This is a genomic window from Allobosea sp. 10N428 (assembly GCF_056394545.1).
The window spans coordinates 171,163-191,750 of record NZ_JBFTIC010000001.1 but is presented as its reverse complement, the minus strand read 5'-3'; the positions used below and the strand labels follow the sequence as shown (position 1 = coordinate 191,750).

General features: G+C 66.0%; 14 protein-coding genes. 13 read left to right on the top strand and 1 reads right to left on the bottom strand.

Annotated elements, in window-relative coordinates; genetic code table 11:
* Nucleotides 1–34: 34 nt before the first annotated feature.
* The 10 genes from AC1DDA_RS00885 (at nt 35) to AC1DDA_RS00840 (ending at nt 10,968) form a co-directional block, all read left to right on the top strand.
* Nucleotides 35–1,561: an ABC transporter substrate-binding protein gene (locus AC1DDA_RS00885; RefSeq protein WP_476794246.1), complete on the top strand. Its 1,527-nt coding sequence runs from the start codon at nt 35–37 to the stop codon at nt 1,559–1,561.
* Nucleotides 1,562–2,515: an ABC transporter permease gene (locus AC1DDA_RS00880; RefSeq protein WP_476794245.1), complete on the top strand. Its 954-nt coding sequence runs from the start codon at nt 1,562–1,564 to the stop codon at nt 2,513–2,515.
* Nucleotides 2,515–3,339, top strand: a complete 825-nt coding sequence (locus AC1DDA_RS00875; RefSeq protein WP_476794244.1) for an ABC transporter permease — start codon at nt 2,515–2,517, stop codon at nt 3,337–3,339. Before AC1DDA_RS00880 ends, AC1DDA_RS00875 begins: the two co-directional genes overlap by 1 nt.
* 349 nt (nt 3,340–3,688) lie before the next feature.
* A complete protein-coding gene (locus AC1DDA_RS00870; protein ID WP_476779704.1) occupies nt 3,689–5,323 on the top strand; it encodes an ABC transporter substrate-binding protein in 1,635 nt (544 codons plus the stop codon).
* A gap of 82 nt (nt 5,324–5,405) precedes the next feature.
* Entirely contained in the window at nt 5,406–6,416 is a 1,011-nt protein-coding gene (locus tag AC1DDA_RS00865; RefSeq protein ID WP_476794243.1) for an ABC transporter ATP-binding protein, read from the top strand.
* Nucleotides 6,413–7,396, top strand: coding sequence for an ABC transporter ATP-binding protein (locus AC1DDA_RS00860; RefSeq protein ID WP_476794242.1), 984 nt, complete (start codon nt 6,413–6,415; stop codon nt 7,394–7,396). The genes AC1DDA_RS00865 and AC1DDA_RS00860 overlap by 4 nt, the downstream gene beginning before the upstream one ends.
* Nucleotides 7,397–7,406: 10 nt before the next feature.
* A complete protein-coding gene (locus AC1DDA_RS00855; protein WP_441511492.1) occupies nt 7,407–8,336 on the top strand; it encodes an ABC transporter permease in 930 nt (309 codons plus the stop codon).
* An 11-nt stretch (nt 8,337–8,347) separates the two neighbouring features.
* Nucleotides 8,348–9,226 carry an ABC transporter permease gene (locus AC1DDA_RS00850; RefSeq protein ID WP_476794241.1) on the top strand — a complete coding sequence of 293 codons (879 nt, stop codon included), beginning with the start codon at nt 8,348–8,350 and terminating at the stop codon, nt 9,224–9,226.
* Nucleotides 9,227–9,252: 26 nt separating this feature from the next.
* Nucleotides 9,253–9,996: a glycerophosphodiester phosphodiesterase family protein gene (locus AC1DDA_RS00845; protein ID WP_476794240.1), complete on the top strand. Its 744-nt coding sequence runs from the start codon at nt 9,253–9,255 to the stop codon at nt 9,994–9,996.
* A gap of 30 nt (nt 9,997–10,026) precedes the next feature.
* A complete protein-coding gene (locus tag AC1DDA_RS00840; protein WP_476794239.1) occupies nt 10,027–10,968 on the top strand; it encodes a TIM barrel protein in 942 nt (313 codons plus the stop codon).
* Here the strand turns inward: AC1DDA_RS00840 and AC1DDA_RS00835 are convergent.
* Nucleotides 10,965–12,698, bottom strand: a complete 1,734-nt coding sequence (locus AC1DDA_RS00835; protein ID WP_476794238.1) for a SulP family inorganic anion transporter — start codon at nt 12,696–12,698, stop codon at nt 10,965–10,967. The two genes, AC1DDA_RS00840 and AC1DDA_RS00835, sit on opposite strands and share 4 nt — an antisense overlap.
* A gap of 179 nt (nt 12,699–12,877) precedes the next feature.
* Between AC1DDA_RS00835 and AC1DDA_RS00830 the strand changes: the two genes are divergently transcribed.
* From AC1DDA_RS00830 to AC1DDA_RS00820, 3 genes are read left to right on the top strand one after another with little or no spacing between them, the layout of a single operon-like run.
* Nucleotides 12,878–14,134 (top strand): MdtA/MuxA family multidrug efflux RND transporter periplasmic adaptor subunit, encoded by a 1,257-nt coding sequence (locus AC1DDA_RS00830; protein ID WP_476794237.1) that lies wholly within the window; start codon nt 12,878–12,880, stop codon nt 14,132–14,134.
* Nucleotides 14,131–17,244 (top strand): MdtB/MuxB family multidrug efflux RND transporter permease subunit, encoded by a 3,114-nt coding sequence (locus AC1DDA_RS00825; RefSeq protein WP_476794236.1) that lies wholly within the window; start codon nt 14,131–14,133, stop codon nt 17,242–17,244. Before AC1DDA_RS00830 ends, AC1DDA_RS00825 begins: the two co-directional genes overlap by 4 nt.
* Nucleotides 17,241–20,516, top strand: a complete 3,276-nt coding sequence (locus tag AC1DDA_RS00820) for an efflux RND transporter permease subunit (protein ID WP_476794235.1) — start codon at nt 17,241–17,243, stop codon at nt 20,514–20,516. The genes AC1DDA_RS00825 and AC1DDA_RS00820 overlap by 4 nt, the downstream gene beginning before the upstream one ends.
* The last annotated feature ends 72 nt before the right edge of the window (nt 20,517–20,588 follow it).

Here is a 20,588-nt window from a genome sequence, read left to right as displayed (position 1 = left end):
AATTTTGGACGAAAACGTCATACGGTGGCACCTCATGCCTCGCGCCCATCTGCGCAAGCTGGTTCTGATTGGGGCGCTGTTCGTCGCTTCGGTCGCAGCCGCACAGGAGCGGCCGCTGCGCGTGGCCGAGATCTGGGAGATTCCCACGCTCGACCCTTCTCAGGACGGCACCCTGATGAAGGAAAAGGCGATGGTCACCGAGACATTGGTGGCCGGCAACCCGGATTTCACGCTGAGGCCGGGGCTCGCCATTTCGTGGACGCGCGAAAGCGACACGGTCTGGCTCTTCAAGCTGCGGCAGGGCGTCAGATTCCATGACGGTTCGGCGCTGACGGCCGAGGCGGTGGTCGCGAGCCTGTCCGACACGCTGAAGCGAAGCGGCACCGTCAGAAGCTACACCAGGATCGCCGATCTCGCGGCGCGCGATACCAATACGGTTGCCATCACCACTTCCGAGCCGTTCCCGGCGCTACCCGCGGCCCTGGTCTATTCGAGCGCGGCGATCGTGTCGCCGGCTTCGCCACGGTTGGACGATGGGGCGATCGAGCGCCCGATCGGCACCGGCCCCTTCCGGATCTCGGCCTGGCAGCCGGCCGCACAGAGCTTCGCCACCGAGCGCTTCGATGGTTATTGGGGTGAGAAGCCTGCGATCCCCGCGATCAGTTTCCGCGGAATTCCCGATCCGACCACACGTTCGCTCGAACTGCAGAAGGGGAGCGTCGATTTCGCCTCGGAGGTCCCTTATGGCGACCTCGACATGCTCGCGGGAAAGGGCTTCACCGTCTCGCGCAACGTCACCGCCCGCAACTACGTGCTGAGCTTCGGCAGTCTCAAGGATACGCCCTTCGCCGACGCCCGCATCCGCAAGGCGCTCTCGCTCGCCATCGATCGTGAAGAGATCGTGCAATACGTGTTGTTCGGCATGGGCCGCGCGGGCATCGGGGCCTTTCCCGACACCATGGCCTTCGCCGACAGATCGATCGTCCTGCCCAAGCCCGACCTCGCGGCCGCGCGGAAGCTGCTGGCCGAATCCGGATATGCGCCGGGCCCGGGCGGCGTCATGGCGAAGGACGGCAAGCCGCTCGGCTTCACCCTGTACACCTATGCGCAGCGACCAGGGCTCGTGCCGATCGCCGGGGCACTCCAGAACCAGCTCCGCAAGCTGGGAGTGCCCGTCGAGATCAAGGTGACGACCTTCGCCGCCATCGCCAGGGAGATGAAGCCCGGCGATGCCAGGCTCGCCGCATTGGCGACGGCCATGTATCCGCATCCGGATTTCTACCTGCGCCAGACCTATCACTCGAAGGGGGCGATCAATAGCTGGGGCTACGCCAATGCCGAGGTCGACCAGGCTCTCGCGACGGTGCTGACGACGCACGACGAAGCCGAACGCACTGCCGCCTACAACCTCGTCCAGCGCATCGTCGCCGCGGACGAGCCCTGCCTGACCATCGCGCATTACGGCGTCAACGTCGTGATGAAGCCTGGCATCGCCAATTACGCCTTCAATCCGATCGCCCATGACTACATGCTCGATCCACGCATGACGGTCGCTCCCTAGATGACGGCCTATGTCGCCAGGAGGCTGGCGCTGGCGGTCACGATCGTCCTGGCCGCCACCTTTCTGACCTATGTGCTTCTGCAACTGGTTCCGGGAGAGCCGGCAGAGGTGATCCTCACGCGGGTCTTCGTCCGGGACCAGACAGCGGCCGTCTCGCGGGCGGATGTCGCGGCCATCGCCGGGCGCTTCGGCCTCGATGCCCCTCTGGTCGTGCAATATGGCCGCTGGCTCCTCGGCGCCTTGGGGGGAGACCTCGGCCACTCGATCCGGACCGGCCGGCCGGTCGCGACCGAGCTCGGCTGGCGTCTCTCCGCGACCGGGCTCCTCGCCGTCTTGGCGACGCTTTTGTCGCTCGTCCTGACTTTCGGGCTCGTCGCCTTGAAGCGCACGGTCGCGACGCCGCTCGCCGCCCGAGGGCTCGAGCTTCTCGCCGTCTGTTCGGTCGCGCTGCCGGCCTTCTTTCTCGGCGCGCTTCTGATCATCCTCTTCGCGATCGGTCTGGATTGGCTGCCGGTCAGCGGCTTCGCGGGCTGGGCGCATCTGGTCTTGCCGGTCGCCGTCCTGGCTCTGGGCCAGTTCGGCTTCAACGCCATTCTGCTGGACGATGCCCTGAGCGAGGCTTTCGACGCCCCTCACATCGCAACGGCGCGAGCGAAGGGGCTGGGCGAGGGCAGGGTCCTGCTCGTCCACGCCCTGCCCAACGCGCTCGTGCCGCTGATTCCCTATCTCGCGCTGCAATTCGCCTTCCTGATCGGCGGCGTGGTGGTGGTCGAGCGGCTATTCTCGATCCCCGGCCTGGGCGGCTACCTGACCGACGCGCTCGACAGCCATGATGGCCCGGCCTTTCTCGGCGCGATCGGCGTGATCGCGCTGGCCTTGTCCACGGTCAACCTCGCCGCCGATCTGGTCGTCGCGCGGATCGATCCGCGCATCGAGTTCAACAGGAGGGCATGATGACGCGGCATTGGAGGGCAGCCTGGCCGCTCATCCTGCTGGCGGCGCTTCTGCTGGTGCCGATCGGCTGCGGGTTGCTGCGCGATCCCCTCGACGGCTCGCTTCGCGACAGCCTGCGGCCGCCCGGAGCGGAATTCCCCCTCGGGACCGACCATCTCGGCCGCGACGTGCTCGCCCGGATCGCACACGGCTTCGTGTTCGATATCGGCCTTTCGCTGGCAATCGTGGCGTTGTCCCTCGCGATCGGCCTGGGCATCGGCACGCTGGTCGCCGCGATCGGCGGGACGCTCGACCGCTCCCTGACCTTCGCGATGGACGTGCTGACGGCGCTGCCGCAGATCGTGATCGCCCTGATCCTGTCCGTCTATCTCGGCGGTGGCGGGCTCTCGCTCGTCCTCGCCCTGTCCACGGCAGGCTGGGTGAAATATGCCCGGATCGCACGGGCCACGACGTTTTCGCTGCGGGAACGCGATTTCGTCACCGCCGCCCGGGCCGCAGGAGGGCGGCGGCTGTACCTGGTCAGGAGGCACATCCTGCCCCAGCTCCTGCCTGTCTTCTCCGGGCTGCTGGCCCTTCAGTTCGGACACAACATCCTGAACATTGCCGCCCTCGGATTTCTGGGAATCGGTGTTGCGCCACCGACGCCGGAATGGGGAACGATGATCGCCGAAGCACGGCCCTATTTCTCGCGGGCGCCGTGGCTCGTGATCGCGCCAGGTGTTTTTCTCTTCTTGCTGACGGCATGCGCGCTCTGGATGGCACGCGGCTTCGGCCGGCGGGAGGCAGACGACGTTCGCGGTGGACGATATCAATCGCCTCGCTGAAGAGGATGGCGCACGCGCGATAGCCGGCGTTCTGCGGAATATGAGGCGTTGTCCCGCGCTGGGCGCCTTCGAGCCATGTTTCCCGGCCTTGCGGAAATGCACTCGCGGCCATGGCCCGGCCGATAAGCAAAATCTTTTCTCGTCAGTTTTGGCCGGTTCGGCGGGCCGATCGAGAGCATGCCCGCCGGCTTGCGCGAAGCCGATCCGGCGGGTTCGTGCGGGACGTCGACGGAGCCCGGCCCCGCACCCGTCCGAACCTTCATGCGAATGTTAAATCGCGGACCTAGAGCCCTCCTGCAAATTCAACCGTGACCCCTTCCAGGCCGGTTGCGACCGAAGGAGACTCCCTGTGCTTCCTATCAATCGACGCGGCGCGCTCGGCCTGTTCGGGGCGGCTGCCGGCTCCCTGATTCTGCCGCGCCCGGTCCTTGCCCAGGGCAAGCGGCGTTCCATCACCATTGCAGTGCAGAAGATCACCATCAACGGCACGCTCGACGTCTGGAACGAGCAGTCCAATGTCGGCGAACGCGTCTTCTTCCCGAACCTGTGGGAAGGCCTGATCCTGCGCGACTGGATGGGCAACCAGGGCCCGCTCCCCGGTCTCGCCACCGAGTGGAAGCGCATCGACGACAAGACGCTGGAGCTGAAGCTGCGCCAGGGCGTGAAGTTCCACAATGGCGACGAGCTGACCGCTGCCGACGTCGTGTTCTCCTTCTCCAAGGAGCGCCTGTTCGGCAACACCGAGCCGAAGGGCGGCAAGACCATCTTCGCCGACGATCACAAGCCGACCACGGTCAAGGAATTGCCGGCTTCCGTGCCGGGCATCGCGCGCCGCCTCTGGCCGGCGCTCGCCGGCGTCGAGGCCGTCGACAAGTATACCGTGCGCTTCCACAATGCGACGCCCGACGTGACGCTGGAAGGCCGCCTCTACTCGGCCGGCAGCCAGATCACCAATCGCCGCGCCTGGGACGAGGCGAAGAGCTACACCGATTGGGCGCGCAAGCCGGTCACCACGGGCCCCTATATGGTCGCGGAGTTCAGGCCGGACGTCTCGCTGACGCTGGTTGCCTTCGACCAGTATTGGGGCGGCCGCCCGCCGCTGGAGCAGATCCGCTTCGTCGAGGTCCCGGAAGTCGCGTCGCGCGTCAACGGTCTGCTCTCGGGCGAGTACGACTTCGCCTGCGACCTGCCGCCTGACCAGATCGCGACCATCCAGAAAGCGCCGGGCTTCGAGGTGCAGAGCTCGACCATCTGGAACCATCGCGTCTCGGTCTTCAACATCGAGAACCCGGTCCTGGCGAACCCGCTGGTGCGCCGCGCCATGACGCATTCGATCGACCGTCAGGCGATCGTCGATGCGCTCTGGGCCGGCAAGACCGTCGTCCCGGCCGGCCTGCAGTTCGAGTCCTTCCGGGCCACGGACATGTTCATCGAAGGCTGGAAGGCGCCGGAATTCAACCCCGCGCTCGCCCGCGACCTGCTGAAGCAAGCCGGCTACAAGGGGGACCGCATCCCCTTCCGCCTGCTCAACAACTACTACACGAACCAGACCGCCAACGGGCAGATCATGGTCGAGATGTGGAAGCAGGTCGGCCTCAACGTCGAGATCGAGATGAAGGAGAACTGGGGCCAGATCCATGATCGCAACGGCGTCAAGGGCGTGCGCGACTGGTCAGCCTCCAACAACATCAACGATCCGATCACGCCGATGGTCGTCCAATACGGCCCGAACGGCGAGCTCCAGCAGATGAAGGACTGGACCAACGCGGAGATGAACCAGCTCTCCGTGGTCATGGAAACCTCTACCGACCGGGCGCTGCGCAAGAAGGCCATCGCGCGCATGCTCGAGATCTGCGAGCGCGAGGACCCGGCCTATCAGGTCCTGCACCAGAACGCAGTCTTCACCGGCATGAAATCCTCGCTGAAGTGGAAGGCTGCACCGGCCTTCGCCATGGACTTCCGCGCGGCGAACTGGGCCATCTGAACGGCCCTCGGTGATGATCTCCGGCGGCCGAAAGGCCGCCGGAGATTTCGACATTCTCTGAAACGACGGAATGGCGATGGGCATGTTCGGCACAGCCGACTCCAGACTCGTCGAACTGCGCGGCCTGACGGTCGCCTTCGACGGCGTGCAGGTTCTCCATGGCATCGATCTGGACGTCGGCAGGGGAGAAGCGCTTGGCCTCGTCGGCGAGTCCGGCTGCGGCAAGTCGGTCACCTGGCTGGCGGCGCTGGGCCTCTTGCCCGGGAAGGCCGCGGTCTCCGGTTCGGTGAAGCTGGAGGGACAGGAGCTGATCGGCGGGGCACGCACCGTCCTCGAAGGCGTGCGCGGCGGACGGATCGCCATGATCTTCCAGGACCCGTCGAGTTCGCTCAACCCGGTGCTGCGCATCGGCCGGCAGATCGTCGAGGCGCTTGCCGTCCATCGCGGTCTTCGCGGCGAGGCGGCCCGCGCCGAGGCGCTGCGGCTGATGGAAATGGTCGGCATCCCCGACGCCCGCCGCCGCTTCGACCTCTACCCACATGAGTTTTCGGGCGGCCAGTGCCAGCGCTTGATGATCGCGATGGCGCTGGCCGGGGAGCCGGACGTCCTCGTGGCCGACGAACCCACAACGGCGCTGGACGCCACGATCCAGGCCCAGATTCTCGATCTGCTGGCCCGGCTGAGACGCGAGACGGGCATGGCGACAGTCTTCATCAGCCATGATCTCGGCGCCGTCAGCCAGGTCTGCGAGCGCGTCTGCGTCATGTATGCCGGGCGCATCGTCGAGGAGGGGCGCGTCGCCGATCTCTTCGCGGAGCCGCGCCATCCCTATACGCGCGGCCTGTTCGACGCGATCCCGCGCCTCGATGGCGGGCGCGAGCGGCTGCGCCCTATCCCGGGCACGGTGCCCCATCCGCAGCATCTGCCGAAGGGTTGCTCCTTCTCGCCGCGCTGCCCGCGCGTCGCGGATGCCTGCTACGAGGCGCGCCCGCCGCTGCTGGCTCTCGACAATGGGCGCAAGCTCGCCTGCATCCGCCCGGTTCCCCCCGCCGCGCTGGTTCCGGCCCGAATTGCCGAGGGGGTGCCGGCATGACGCCGCTTGTCGAAGCGCGCGGGCTTGTGCGCGTCTATCAGATCCGCCGCGGCCTCTTTGGTCGCTCGGTGCCGGTGCGCGCGGTGGACGGTGTCTCGCTCTCCGTTATGCCCGGCGAAACGCTCGGCATCGTCGGCGAATCCGGCTCCGGCAAGTCCACCCTCGGCCGCATGCTGCTTGGTATCGATGACGCGCAGGAGGGAAGGGTGCTCTACGACGGGCAGCCGATGCCGGCGCTCCATACGGGCGCATGGCGGGCGCTCAGAGCCAGTATGCAGTTCGTCTATCAAGACCCGCTCGCGGCGCTCGACCGTCGCCTGACGATCGCCGCGCAGATCGGCGAACCGCTGGAGATCCACGATCTGCTTCCGAGAGAACAACGCGGGGCCCGCGTGGCGGAGCTAATGGCCGCCGTGGGCCTGAGGCCGGATCAGGCCGGGCGCTATCCGCACGAGCTCTCCGGCGGCCAGCGGCAGCGTGCCGTCATCGCCCGCGCGCTCGCCTCAAAACCCAGGCTCCTGGTTTGCGACGAGCCGGTCTCGGCGCTTGATGTCTCGATCCAGGCGCAGGTCGTCAACATGCTGCGCGACCTGCAGGATCAGACCCGCATCGCCATGGTCTTCATCAGCCACGACCTGAAGGTGGTGCGCAATATCGCCGACCGGGTCGCCGTGATGTATCTCGGCCGCATCGTCGAGGAGGCCTCCTCCGATGTGCTTTTCCGGTCACCGCTGCACCCTTACACAAGAGCGCTCGTTTCCAGTGTGCCGGAGCCCGGCAAGCTGCTGCAGGGGCGCGTCATTCTGCAGGGGGAGCCGCCGAACCCGGCCAACAGGCCCTCCGGCTGTGCCTTCCATCCACGGTGCCCGCTGGCGCGCGACGTCTGCCGAGCGGAAGTTCCGGAGTTGCGCCGAATCGCCGAGGGGCGGACAGCAGCCTGCCACGTCCTGACGGGCGAACCCGCCCTTGCAGCCGCATAGGGTAGGGCGCATGTTCCGCTTCGCTCTCGTCCGCCTGTTCCGCGCCTTTGTTACCATCTTGGCGGTTGTGACGTTCGCTTTCGTCGTGCTGCGTATGTCGGGCGATCCGGCGCAGGTTATGCTCGGCCCCGACGTGCCGCTGGAATCCCTCGCCGCCTTCCGCAAGGCCTGGGGCCTCGATCAGCCGCTCTGGGTGCAATACGTCGCCTATCTGAAGGCGATCTTCTCGGGCGATTTCGGCATGTCGATGCGCGACAAGGCCTCCGCCCTGAATCTGGTGCTGGAGCGCGTGCCGGCGACCCTGCAGCTGACCCTGCCGGCTCTCATCCTGAAGCTGATCATCGGCATCCCGGCGGGCGTCTATGCCGCGCTGCACCGCCAGAGCTTCACCGATCGCGGTGTCATGCTCGCCGCCGTGTTCGGCTTCACCATCCCGTCCTTCGTGATGGGCCTGGTGCTGGTGCTGATCTTTTCGATCACATTGCGCTGGCTGCCCTCCGGCGGACAGGACACCTGGGTGCACGGCATATTGCCGACCCTGACAATGAGCATCGGCGGCATCGGCATCCTCGCCCGCTTCTCGCGCAGCGCGATGATCGAGGTGATGGGCCAGCCCTATATTCGCACGGCTTCCGCAAAGGGGCTGAAATGGCGTGAGGTGGTCTTGGGGCACGCATTGCCGAACGCGGCGGTGCCGATCGTCACCATCGTCGGCTTCATGGTCGGCTCGCTGATCGCCGGTGCCGTGGTGGTGGAGTCGATCTTCTCCTGGCCGGGGATCGGGCGGCTCTTGGTCGTCTCGGTCGGGAACCGCGATCTCGCCGTGGTGCAGTGCATCCTGCTGATCGTCGCCGCGGCCATGGTCGTCTCCAACCTCGTCGTCGACCTGCTCTATGGCTGGCTCGACCCGCGCTTGCGCGCGCAGGCCTCCGGTCATTGAGGAAAAACCCCATGGCTGCCATCGATCTCCACGAAGCACCATCCTCTGAACCGAGGCGTGGTTTTGTCGCGCTTCTGCGGCTGAAGCTTCCCCTGACAGTCGGCCTTGGCATAATCTGGCTGCTGGCGATGATCATCGTTGCCGCCTTCGCCGATCAGATTCGCCCCTACAACATCACCTCCATGGACCTGGCCAGCCGACTCGCGGCGCCGGGCGGTCTCAGGCATCTGCTCGGCACCGATGAACTCGGCCGCGATGTGCTCTCGCGGCTCATCCAGTCCATCCGCATTTCGCTGGTGATCGCGTTCGGAGCGACATTGCTCTCGGCGTTTTTCGGCACGCTGCTCGGCTTCCTGGCGGCGCAGTTTCGCGGAACGGTCGAGCATGTCGTGCTGGCTCTGGCCGATTTCCAGGCGGCGTTGCCATTCCTCATCATGTCGCTGGCGGTGCTCGCCTTCTTCGGTTCGTCGATGGTGCTCCTGGTCTGCCTGATGGGCTTCTATGGCTGGGAGCGCTATGCGCGCATCGCGCGCGGCCTTGCGATCTCCGCCGGCGCGCAGGGTTATGCTGCCGCGGTCGTCCAGCTCGGAGCTACGCCGGCGCGGGTCTATCTGCGCCATATCCTGCCCAATGTCGCCTCGACGCTGATCGTGTCGATGACGCTGACCTTCCCCGAGATCATCCTGATGGAATCCGGCCTCTCGTTTCTGGGGCTCGGCGTGCAGCCGCCCGAAACGAGCCTTGGCAACATGGTCGGCTTCGGGCGGGAATATCTGACGCGTGCACCCTGGATCATGCTCGCCCCCGCCATCGTCATCATGCTGACGACGCTCTCCATCTCGCTGGTCGGCGACTGGCTGCGTGACAAGCTCGACCCGACCATCCGCTAGAGACGCCGCTTTCCGAGGGAATTGGCATGACCCTGATCAAAGGCCATCGTGGTGCCCGCAATCTCTGGCCGGAGAATTCGCTCACCGGTTTCCGAAACGCGCTGACGCTCGGCGTCGACGGCATCGAGTTCGACGTGCATCTGACGAAGTCCGGCGAACTTGTCGTCATCCACGATGCGACGCTGGACCGCACCGCCGACGGGACGGGCCCGGTGCGCGAGCTGTCGGCCGAAGCGCGCAAGGCCATGAAGCTGAAGGACACCAACGAGACCATCCCGACCTTGGCGGAAGTGCTCGAAATCCTGTCGCCCGCAAAGGCCATCGAGCTGCATGTCGAGATCAAGATTGACGAGACCGGAACTCCCTATCCCGGCATCGCCCCGCGCGTGGCCGCCGAGCTGGCCCGTTTCGGCATCGAGGAGCGGTCTTATCTGACATCCTTCGACACCTCCGTGCTGGAGGAATGCCGATGCCATGCCCCGCAGGTCGCTCGCCTCGTCTCGGTCAATGCCGCCTGGGCGGCGCGGCAGGGCGGGCTTCCCGCCTTCCTCGACCGCGTCGAGGATCTGGCCGAGATCGTGGCTGTTCATCATGAGCTGCTCGACGCCGAGTGGGAGCTGATCCGAAGCAGGCTCGCACTCGACCGTCTCTGCGTGTGGACGGTCAACGACGAAGCTGGAATCCGCCATTGGCTCGGGCGCAATATCGGCCGCATGACTTCGGACAGCCCCGATTTGGCGCTCGCGCTGCGCGAGACGATCACGGCCTGATCCTTGAGTTTGCTTGGACTGGAGACCTCCATGAATCACATCATCTCGACCGGCTTTGTCGCCGCCTCGACGGACGGCGAACTCGACAGCCTGGAAAGCGATCTGAAGCGACTCGCAGATCTCGGCGTGGAGACGGTTGAGCTGACACCGACCAGCATCGATCTCATTGCGGGCGGGCGCATCATCGAGGAGCGCGCCGACAGGCTCGCAAAGCTGACAGCCCAGTTCCCGTTCAATTACACGATGCATGGCTTGGTCTCGTCCAACTTCATGGACCCGGACACGCTGCGCTATCAGCTCGAGGCGGCGAAAGCATTGGTCCAGCTCTGCGATCGGGTCGGCTCGCGGATCCTCGTCCATCACGGCGGCTTTCTGCGCGCGGAGCAGCTCTTCGAAAGGGCTGATGCCGACCGGCGGGAACGCGAGGCTCTGCGCGAACTTGCCGTATTCGCGAAATCCTACGGCGTGCGCATCGCGCTGGAGAACATCTTCACAACGGAGGCCGGCCAATACCGTCAGACACCGGCTGGAATCGCGGAGACGGTGAGGGGCGTCGACCATCCCAATCTGGTTGCCCTGATCGACTTCAGCCATGCCTATCTCGAAGCGACCTATAAGGGGCTCGACTTCCGCGAGCAGCTTCGCGCCATGGCGCCCGTCGCGGGCCATCTGCACGTCCACGATTCCTTCGGGCGGCCAACCGCGTTCTACAAGGGCTATCATCTGCAGGAATACACGGCGCTCGGCATCGGCGACCTGCACATGCCGCTTGGCTGGGGCGATATCGACTGGGACGAGATCTTCTCCGAGCTGACGTTCCTGCCCGGCACGGTCTTGATGATGGAGATCGGCCGGCGCTATCGCAGCGAGCAGCCGGCCTGCCTCGAGCGCGCCAAGCATTTGATGGCTCTGAACGCCGTCAACGGCGCGTCGAGGTCGACCAACGCGCCGACGCCTTACGCCACCGTCTAGGGTTGGCGCTCACTACGCGCCGGATCGGCGGGGGTGGCGAGGTCCCAAGATTTAGGCAGGACACCGCCAAGCCGGGTAACAGCTTCGTCGACGCTGTGGAAAATCCGGTCTTCTCCGATCGCGCGGATAATGCCGAAGCGCTCCAGCGCTTCGCGGGCCCGTGCGGACTCCACCCGCGCGATCGCGAAGGCGGCTCCCTGCGCTTCGCAGGCCCGGGCCACGGCCAGCAGCGACTGCGCCGCCGTATAGTCGATGGCGGCAATGCCGCTGGCCTCCAAGACGACTAACCTCGGCTTTTGCGCTGCGAGCCGATCGACCAGCTCCTGCTGGAAACCTGACGCATTCGCGAAGAGCAACGGCGCCGGAAAGCCGGCGACGAGGATGCCCGGAAGCGTCGTCAATGGCTGCCCCGACCCCGGTGGCCACCAGATCGTCGTGCCCGTGATCCGACCGAACTCGACCAGATGGCTGCGGGTCGTCATCCAGATGCCGTGCAACAGCGACAGGCCGATGCCGATCGCCACGCCGCTTTCGATCGGAAGCAGGGCAACGGCAAGCGCGGTCAGCAGGACGAGGGCGAATTCCTGCGGGCTCTGGCGCGCGATCTGCGCGATCAGTCCGACCCTCACAATCCGCCCGGCTATGAAGAAGAGGACTCCGGCAAAGGCAGCCTCGGGGACATCGGCGAGAACATCGGCGCCGAAGAGCGCGAGACCCAGAACCAGCGCCGCGGCGGCGAGACCGGCGACGGGATTCCGGCCCCTGCTCTCGACGACGATGGCCGTCCGCGGCGGGCTGGCGTTTACGGGGAATGTACCTGCCAGGCCGGCGAGCAGATTGGCACCCGCCAGTCCGAGATAATCACGCCCGACATCGGGCTCGCGCCCATCGGGATCGCGGAAGGATCGGCTGACCGTCGCCGTTTGCATCATCACGATGAGCGCGATGATCAGGGCGAGCGGAACGAGAGACCGCAAATCGGCCCAGGACAGATCAAAGCCGGGCCATGGCGGCAACCCCGTCGGCAACGAGCCGAGCACTACGACGCCGCGGCTCTCCAGACCGAGAGCGGCGACCGCCGCCGTCGCTAGGGCGAAGGCGATCAGCGCGCCGGGCAGCCAGGCTGCGAGCTTTTCGCAGACGACGATGACAGCCAGCACGCCGAGACCCAGCATGACCGAGAACGGATTGCTACCTGCACGCGCCGCCCAAATTTCCGCAAGCCGGGGAGGCAGACTGCTCGCCTGCACATTCAGCCCCAGCAGGCTCGGGAGCTGGGACACGACGATATGGGCTGCGATGCCGGCCAGGAAGCCGGACACGACCGGCGTCGAGAGAAGATCCGCGATCCAGCCGAAGCGCAGGAAGCCGGCCCCCAGAAGGAGGACGCCGACCAGCACGGCAAGGGTCGGCGCAGCCGTCGGTGCGATGATGCCCCCCGCCGCAAGCGCGGCGAGTGCGCCGGCAAAGATGGGGGTGATCGTCGAATCGGCGCCGACGGTGAGGACACGGCTGGCTCCCAGCAGCAGGAAACCGAGCGTCGCTGCGACGAAGGCGAACAATCCCGCCTGCACTGGAAAGCCGCCGAGGCGCGCCGTTGCCATCTGCTCCGGGATCGTGATCGCCGCGAGCGTCAAACCCGCGAGCACATTCCGCCCAAGATCGCTGGGATGCGACGGGCCTCTGGAAGAGCGCTGTTCCGATCCGGCGAGGGCTGCGTTGCTTGGCATGACCGGCCACCGTCGTTGCATGCGAAGCTGATGCGGCAGCAACCATAGCAGTTCGCCTCATGCAGGCTGAAGCGCGTCGTTCCGGGCTAGATTAACGCTGGATTACGCCTGTTTCATGTGCGGCGCCGCGCAAATGCGTATAGCATCCTGCGGGCGTTCTATGCGGCATCGGTGCAGCGATGAACCAGAAGCCCGAGTTCCCGGCCTTAGCTCCTGCCACGGATCGTTCGCACACGGTCTCGCGGAAGTCGCGGCCCGGCCTTCCTGGTTTGGTGCTGATCGCGCTGGTCGCGGCAGGGCTCGGATTGTGGTGGTGGGTGCGACCGGGCGGCGAGAAGCTGGCGGGGGGCAATCGCAGCGTTCCAGCGATGTCGATCGTGTCCGCGCAAGCGACGCAAGGCGATATCGCGATCAACCTCGATGCTCTCGGTACCGTGACTGCTCTCGCGACCGTGACGATCAGGTCCCAGATCGCAGGAAAGCTCCTGGCGGTGGACTTCGAGGAGGGGCAGGACCTCAGGAAGGGCGATCTGCTCGCGGAGATCGATTCACGTCCCTATGAGGCCGCTCTGGCTCAGGCGAAGGGGCAATTGGCGCGCGATGAGGCGCTGCTCAGCGGGGCACGCGTCGACCTGGAGCGCTACAGGAGCCTTTCAGCCCAGAGCGCCGTGCCGCACCAGACTCTCGACACGCAGGTCGCGCTGGTCGCCCAATATGTGGGCACGGTCGCGGCGGATCACGCGCAGGTCACGGCCGCCGAGGTCAATCTCCAATATTGCAGGATCGTCTCGCCGATCGACGGGCGCGCCGGTCTACGCCAGGTCGACGCGGGAAATTACGTCACGGCCGGCGACGCCAGCGGCATCGTCGTGATCACGCAGCTCGAGCCCATCAGCGTGCTCTTCACCCTGCCGGAGGACAATCTCCAGGCCGTCGCCGCGCGCCTGCGGGCGGGCGCGACATTGCCGGTCCAGGCCTTCAACCGCGGCGGCACGACGAAACTCGCGGATGGGACGCTGAAGACCTTCGACAGCCAGATCGATCCCACCACGGGCACGATCAAGCTGCGCGCGACCTTCGGGAACGGGGAGCGATCGCTCTATCCCAACCAGTTCGTCAATATCCGCCTGTTGCTCGACACGCGCAGGGGCGTGACGCAAATCCCGTCGGCGGGCGTCCAGCGCGGCGTGCCCGGCACCTTCGTCTATATCGTCAACCCCAACGACACCGTCTCGGTTCGCAAGGTCGAGCTCGGCGTGACCGATGGCGATCATGTGGAGATCCTGTCGGGCCTCAAGCCGGGCGACGCGGTCGTCATCGACGGCGCCGACAAGCTGCGCGAAGGCGCCAGGATCAGCGTGCGGGCGCCGCCCGACGCAACGCCGCCGCAGGCCGCGGGCTCTGGCCGCCGCGCGGGCGCGAGGCCAGGCCCGTGAGCCCGTCCCGACCCTTCATTCTGCGGCCGGTGGCCACCGCTCTGCTGATGGTGGCGATCATGCTCTCGGGCATCCTCGCCTTCCGGTTTCTCCCTGTGGCGGCTCTGCCCGAGGTCGACTACCCCACCATCCAGGTGCAGACCTTCTATCCGGGCGCCAGCCCCGATGTGATGACCTCCTCGGTGACGGCGCCGCTCGAGGTGCAATTCGGCCAGATGCCGAACCTGAACCAGATGAGTTCGGTCAGTTCGGGCGGCGCCTCGGTCATCACCCTGCAATTCGACCTGAACATCTCGCTGGACGTGGCGGAGCAGGAGGTTCAGGCCGCTATCAACGCCGCCGGCAACCTTCTGCCGGCGGACCTGCCGGCGCCTCCGATCTACGCGAAGGTCAACCCTGCCGACGCGCCGATCCTGACGCTTGGTCTGACCTCCGCCACCGTTCCGCTGACGCAGGTGCAGGACTTCGCCAATACACGGCTGGCGCAGAAGATTTCGCAGCTTCCCGGGGTCGGTCTCGTTACCATCAGCGGCGGCCAGCGCCCCGCCGTGCGGATCCGCGCCGATATCCGCAAGCTCGCCGCCTACGGCCTGAACATCGACGACCTGCGCACCACCTTGGGCAATGCCAATGTCAACACGCCCAAGGGCAGTTTCGACGGGCCGATGCGGGCATCGACGATCAATGCCAATGACCAGATCCGCTCCGCCGACGGCTACCGCTCCCTGATCGTCGCCTACAAGAACGGAGCTCCGGTTCGGCTGAGCGATGTCGGAGAGGTCGTCGACGGCGCCGAGAACGACAAGCTCGGTGCCTGGATGAACGCGACGCCGGCTGTGATTCTGAACATCCAGCGTCAGCCGGGCGCCAATGTCATCTCCGTGGTCGACAGCATCAAGGTGCTTCTGCCGCAACTCAAGGCGTCGCTGCCGGCAGCCGTCGACATGACGATTCTGACCGACCGCACGGTGACCATCCGGGCCTCGGTCCGCGACGTTGAATACGAGCTCGCCCTGGCGGTCATGCTCGTCGTGCTGGTGATCTTCGTCTTCCTGCGCAGCCCGCGCGCGACGCTGATCCCGAGCCTGTCCGTTCCCCTCTCGCTCGTGGGGACGCTCGGCGCGATGTATCTGATGGGCTTCAGCCTCAACAACCTGACGCTGATGGCGCTGACCATCTCGACCGGCTTCGTCGTCGACGACGCGATCGTCGTGATCGAGAACATCTCGCGCTACATCGAGGAGGGGGATTCCCCGCTCGAGGCCGCCCTGCGCGGCTCGGAGCAGATCGGCTTCACCATCATTTCGCTGACGGTCTCGCTGGTCGCGGTGCTGATCCCCCTGCTGTTCATGGGCGACGTGGTCGGCCGTTTGTTCCGCGAGTTCGCGGTGACGCTGGCGGTGACGATCCTGATCTCGGCCGTCGTCTCCCTGACGCTGGTGCCGATGGCCTGTGCCAAGCTTCTGAAGCCGGCCGCCGAGGCGCGCGAGAACCGCTTCCAGCGCGTCAGCCGGGAAGCCTTCGACAGCATCATTGCGGGGTATGGCCGCATGCTGGACTGGGTGCTCGATCGGCAGACGCTGGTGCTGCTGATCGCGCTCGGGACTTTCGGGCTGACGGGATACCTTTACGCCGTCATCCCCAAGGGCTTCTTCCCGCTGCAGGACACCGGGGTCATCCAGGCGATCACGGAGGCGCCGCAGTCCGTTTCCTACGCCGCGATGGCCGGCCGGCAGCAGGCGCTCGCCGCGGCGATCCTGGAGGATCCCGATGTCGCCAGCCTGTCCTCCTTCATCGGGGTCGACGGCACCAACAGCACGCTGAACAGCGGGCGCATCCTGATCAATCTGAAGCCTCACGAGGAGCGCAGATCCAACATCGCGGCGGTGATGGAGCGCCTGCGACAGCGCACGGCCGCGCTGCCGGGCATCTCGCTCTACATGCAGCCGGTGCAGGACCTCACGGTCGAGGGCATCGTCAGCCGCATGCAGTATCAGTTCGTCCTGCAGGATGCCGATGCGGCTCAGCTCGCCGAATGGACGCCGAAACTGGTCGAGCGGCTGGCGGCGCTGCCGCAGATCGCCGAGGTCGCGAGCGACATCTCCGCACGAGGGCTCGCCGTCTTCGTCGACATCGACCGCGACCAGGCGGCCCGCTTCGGCATCACCCCGGCCACGATCGACAACGCGCTCTACGATTCCTTCGGCCAGCGCATCGTCTCCACGATCTTCACCAATGCGAACCAGTACCGTGTCATCCTGGAGGCCGATCCGCTGCTGCAGACCTCCCTGCGTTCGCTCTCGGCGATCTATTTGCCGTCGGCGGTGGGCGGTGGACCTGTCCCGCTGGCGGTCGTCGCGAAGATCCGCGAGGGCACCGCACCGCTCCAGGTCTCGCATCTCGGCCAGTTTCCCTCGGCCACGGTCTCCTTCAACCTGGCGCCCGGAACCTCGCTCGGCGAAGCCGTGACTGCGATCAGGCAGGCTCAGGCCGAAATCGGCCTGCCGGAAAGCGTGACCAGCAGCTTCCTGGGCGCAGCGCAGGCCTTCCAGTCGTCGCTGTCGAACCAGATCCTGCTCATCCTCGCGGCGATCGTGACGGTCTATATCGTGCTGGGCGTGCTCTATGAGAGCTTCATCCACCCTCTCACGATTCTCTCGACGCTTCCGTCGGCGGGCATCGGCGCATTGTTGGCGCTGATGATGGCGGGCCAGCAACTCACCATCGTCGCCATCATCGGCATCATCCTGCTGATTGGCATCGTGAAGAAAAACGCGATCATGATGATCGATTTTGCGCTGGACGCCGAGCGTAACGAGGGGAGGACACCGCGCGAGGCGATCCGTCAGGCCTGTCTGCTGCGGTTCCGGCCCATTTTGATGACGACGATGGCTGCCGTGCTGGGGGCCCTGCCGCTGATGCTCGGAACCGGCGCGGGCTCCGAACTCCGGCATCCGCTCGGTATCGCGATCGTCGGCGGGCTGCTGCTCAGCCAGTTGCTGACCCTGTTCACGACGCCGGTCATCTATCTCTGGTTCGATCGGCTGGCCGTCGGCGCCACCGATGCCCGGTTGGCCCTGCCGCCGTCCCACGAAATGCCTGGGCCATGAACCCGTCGCGGACCTTCATCCGCCGCCCGGTTGCGACCACGCTGCTGACCGCCTGGCTAGCAGGGGTGGGTGCCGTCGCCTTCTTCCAACTCCCCGTCTCGCCGCTCCCGGAAGTCGATTTCCCGACGATCTCGGTCCAGGCCACGTTGCCGGGAGGCAGCCCGCAAGATGTGGCGGCGACCGTCGCGAGCCCGCTGGAGCGCCATCTCGGCCAGATCGCCAATGTGACGGAGATGACCTCGTCAAGCACGGTCGGGGGAACGCGGATCACCCTCCAGTTCGGCCTGAACCGCGATATCGACGGCGCTGCGCGCGACGTACAGGCTGCGATCAATGCGGCTCGCGCCGACCTGCCGGCAAGCCTCCGTGCGAATCCGACCTATCGAAAGGTCAATCCGGCGGACGCCCCCGTGCTCATCCTGACGCTGACCTCGGATACGAAGACCCGGGGCGAACTCTACGACGCGGCCACCACGGTGCTCGCGCAAAAGCTGTCTCAGGTCGAGGGTGTCGGCGAGGTCCTCGTCGGCGGCGGCTCGCTGCCGGCCGTCAGGGTCGAGTTGAATCCGCAGGCCGTCTATAAATACGGTATCGGCCTGGAGGATGTCCGTGCCGCCATCGCCAGCGCCAATGCCCACAGCCCCAAGGGCGGGATCGATGTCGGCGATCGACGCTACCAGATCTACGCCAACGACCAGGCGGAAAAGGCGGCACAGTATCGCTCTCTCACCATCGCCTATCGCGGCGGCGCCCCCATCCGGCTGTCCGATATCGGGGAAGTGACGGATTCGGTCGAGAATCTGCGCAATGCCGGGCTCGTCGACGGCAAGCCGGGCGTTCTCCTCGTCTTGTTCCGGCAACCAAACGCGAACATCATCGGCGTGGTCGACCGGGTGAAGGCGCTCCTGCCGACGCTGCGGGCCTCGATTTCCCCCGCCATCGATCTCGCGCCTGCGGTCGACCGGTCCACGACGATCCGGGCTTCGCTCCAGGACGTCGAGCGCACGCTGGTGATCGCGATCCTTCTCGTGATCGCCGTTGTGTTCGCGTTCCTGCGCGACTGGCGGTCGATGCTCGTGCCGGTCGTGGCCGTCTCCGTATCGCTAATCGCGACCTTCGCGGCGATGTACCTGCTCGGCTACAGCCTCAACAACCTGTCGCTGATGGCCTTGACCGTCGCGACGGGTTTCGTGGTCGACGACTGCATCGTGGTTCTCGAAAACGTCGCGCGCCATGTGGAGAGCGGGATGGAGCCTCGCGCGGCCGCGCTCAAGGGCGCGCAGGAGGTCGGCTTCACGGTCCTGTCGATGAGCATCTCGCTCGTCGCCGTGTTCATTCCGATCCTGCTGATGGGGGGGATCGTCGGCCGGCTGTTTCGTGAATTCGCCATGACGACCTCGCTGGCGATCATGATCTCGCTGCTGATCTCGCTGACGACGACGCCGATGATGTGCGCCGTGCTCCTGCGCAGAAACGCCGAGCTCAGGCATGGCCGATTATATCGCGGCAGCGAGCGGGTCTTCGCCTGGATGCTGGATGGATACAGGCGAACGCTGACAGCCGCGCTTGGCCATCCCGGGGCGGTCATGCTGGTCTTGGCGGCTGTGCTGGGCCTCAACCTCTATCTCTACGACACTATTCCGAAGGGCTTCTTTCCCCAGCAGGATACGGGGCGCATCGTCGGTGCCATCCAAGCCGATCAGAGCATCTCCTTCCAATTGATGCAGCAGAAGCTTTCGCGCTTCGTCTCGATCGTCAAGGCCGACCCGGCCGTCGACACGGTGGTCGGGTTCACCGGCGGCGGGCAGACCAATTCCGGCAGCGTCTTCATCGCGCTGAAGCCGCTCGCCGAACGCGTCGTCTCGGCCGACCAGGTGATCGCGCGCCTGCGGCGGAATCTGGCAGTCGTGCCCGGCGCGAGCCTCTTCCTGCAGGCGGTTCAGGATATCCGGGTCGGCGGCCGGGCCGGCAACGCCCAGTACCAATACACGCTGCAAGGCTCGACCCTGGAGGATCTTGCGGAATGGACGCCGCGGATCGCAGCCGCACTGCAGGCGCTGCCGACACTCGCCGACGTCAACAGCGACCAGCAGAACAAGGGGCTGGAATCCAATGTCATCGTCGATCGCGACACCGCCGCGCGCCTCGGCGTCACCATGGCACAGGTGAACAACACCCTTTACGACGCCTTCGGCCAGCGGCAGGTGTCGACCATCTATGTCGCGCGCAACCAATACCACGTGATCATGGAGGTGGCGCCGCGGTTCTGGCAGAATCCGGAAACGCTGAAGCAGGTCTTCATCAGCACCGCCGGCGGGTCGGTCGGGGGCTCTCAGGCAACCAATGCGGTCGCCGGCACGGTCGTGGTCGCGGGCAAATCGACCAAGGCGAGCAGCGTTGCGGCCGATGCGGCCCGCAATCTCGCGACCAACTCCATCGGCGCTACCGGCAAGGGGGCGGTTTCGACGGGTTCGGCGGTCAGCACGGTGCAGGAGACGATGATACCGCTCTCCGCGATCGCACATTTCGGACAGGGCGCGACGCCGCTGGCCGTCAACCACCAGGGGCTGCTCGTCGCCAATACCATCTCGTTCAACCTCCCGGCGGGCGTGTCGCTGAGCACGGGAATTCAGTCGATCGAGGCTGCCATGAACCGGCTGGGCGTCCCCGCCACGATCCACGGCACCTATCAGGGGACGGCCCGCGCCTTCCAGGCCTCCCTGGGCAGCCAGCCTTATCTCATCCTGGCGGCATTGGTGACGATCTACCTTGTCCTGGGAGTGCTCTATGAGAGCTTCGTCCACCCGCTGACGATCCTATCGACGCTGCCCTCGGCCGGGGTCGGCGCGTTGCTCGCCCTGATGGCCTTCGGAGTCGAGTTCAGCATCATGGCGCTGATCGGGGTGATCCTTCTGATCGGCATCGTTAAGAAGAATGCGATCATGATGATCGACTTTGCGCTCGACGCGCAGCGCCATCGCGGCCTGTCTCCGTTCGATGCCATTCAGGAGGCCTGCCTGCTGCGGTTCCGGCCGATCATGATGACGACGATGGCAGCGATGTTCGGTGCGATGCCGCTCGCGATCGGCTTCGGCGAAGGCGGCGAACTGCGGCGCCCGCTCGGCATCGCCATCGTCGGCGGTCTGGTCCTGAGCCAGATTCTGACGCTCTACACGACGCCGGTCGTTTATCTCTACGCTGACCGCTTCCGCGCCTGGTGCGGGAATCTGCGCAGGCGTCCCCCTCAGCCGGTCGCGGATCTCACGGCATGACGCGGCGAGGCGGCGAGGCGAGCGCGGCGACGTCTCATGATGCAAAAACATTTGCTGTTGCCTGACCGAGTC

What these genes read in the sequence shown, in the direction of transcription:
- AC1DDA_RS00885 (WP_476794246.1), top strand. Translation starts at nt 35, where the DNA reads ATGCCTCGCGCCCATCTGCGCAAGCTGGTTCTGATTGGGGCGCTGTTC.
- AC1DDA_RS00880 (WP_476794245.1), top strand. Translation starts at nt 1,562, where the DNA reads ATGACGGCCTATGTCGCCAGGAGGCTGGCGCTGGCGGTCACGATCGTC.
- AC1DDA_RS00875 (WP_476794244.1), top strand. Translation starts at nt 2,515, where the DNA reads ATGACGCGGCATTGGAGGGCAGCCTGGCCGCTCATCCTGCTGGCGGCG.
- AC1DDA_RS00865 (WP_476794243.1), top strand. Translation starts at nt 5,406, where the DNA reads ATGTTCGGCACAGCCGACTCCAGACTCGTCGAACTGCGCGGCCTGACG.
- AC1DDA_RS00860 (WP_476794242.1), top strand. Translation starts at nt 6,413, where the DNA reads ATGACGCCGCTTGTCGAAGCGCGCGGGCTTGTGCGCGTCTATCAGATC.
- AC1DDA_RS00855 (WP_441511492.1), top strand. Translation starts at nt 7,407, where the DNA reads ATGTTCCGCTTCGCTCTCGTCCGCCTGTTCCGCGCCTTTGTTACCATC.
- AC1DDA_RS00850 (WP_476794241.1), top strand. Translation starts at nt 8,348, where the DNA reads ATGGCTGCCATCGATCTCCACGAAGCACCATCCTCTGAACCGAGGCGT.
- AC1DDA_RS00845 (WP_476794240.1), top strand. Translation starts at nt 9,253, where the DNA reads ATGACCCTGATCAAAGGCCATCGTGGTGCCCGCAATCTCTGGCCGGAG.
- AC1DDA_RS00840 (WP_476794239.1), top strand. Translation starts at nt 10,027, where the DNA reads ATGAATCACATCATCTCGACCGGCTTTGTCGCCGCCTCGACGGACGGC.
- AC1DDA_RS00835 (WP_476794238.1), bottom strand. Translation starts at nt 12,698, where the DNA reads ATGCCAAGCAACGCAGCCCTCGCCGGATCGGAACAGCGCTCTTCCAGA.
- AC1DDA_RS00830 (WP_476794237.1), top strand. Translation starts at nt 12,878, where the DNA reads ATGAACCAGAAGCCCGAGTTCCCGGCCTTAGCTCCTGCCACGGATCGT.
- AC1DDA_RS00820 (WP_476794235.1), top strand. Translation starts at nt 17,241, where the DNA reads ATGAACCCGTCGCGGACCTTCATCCGCCGCCCGGTTGCGACCACGCTG.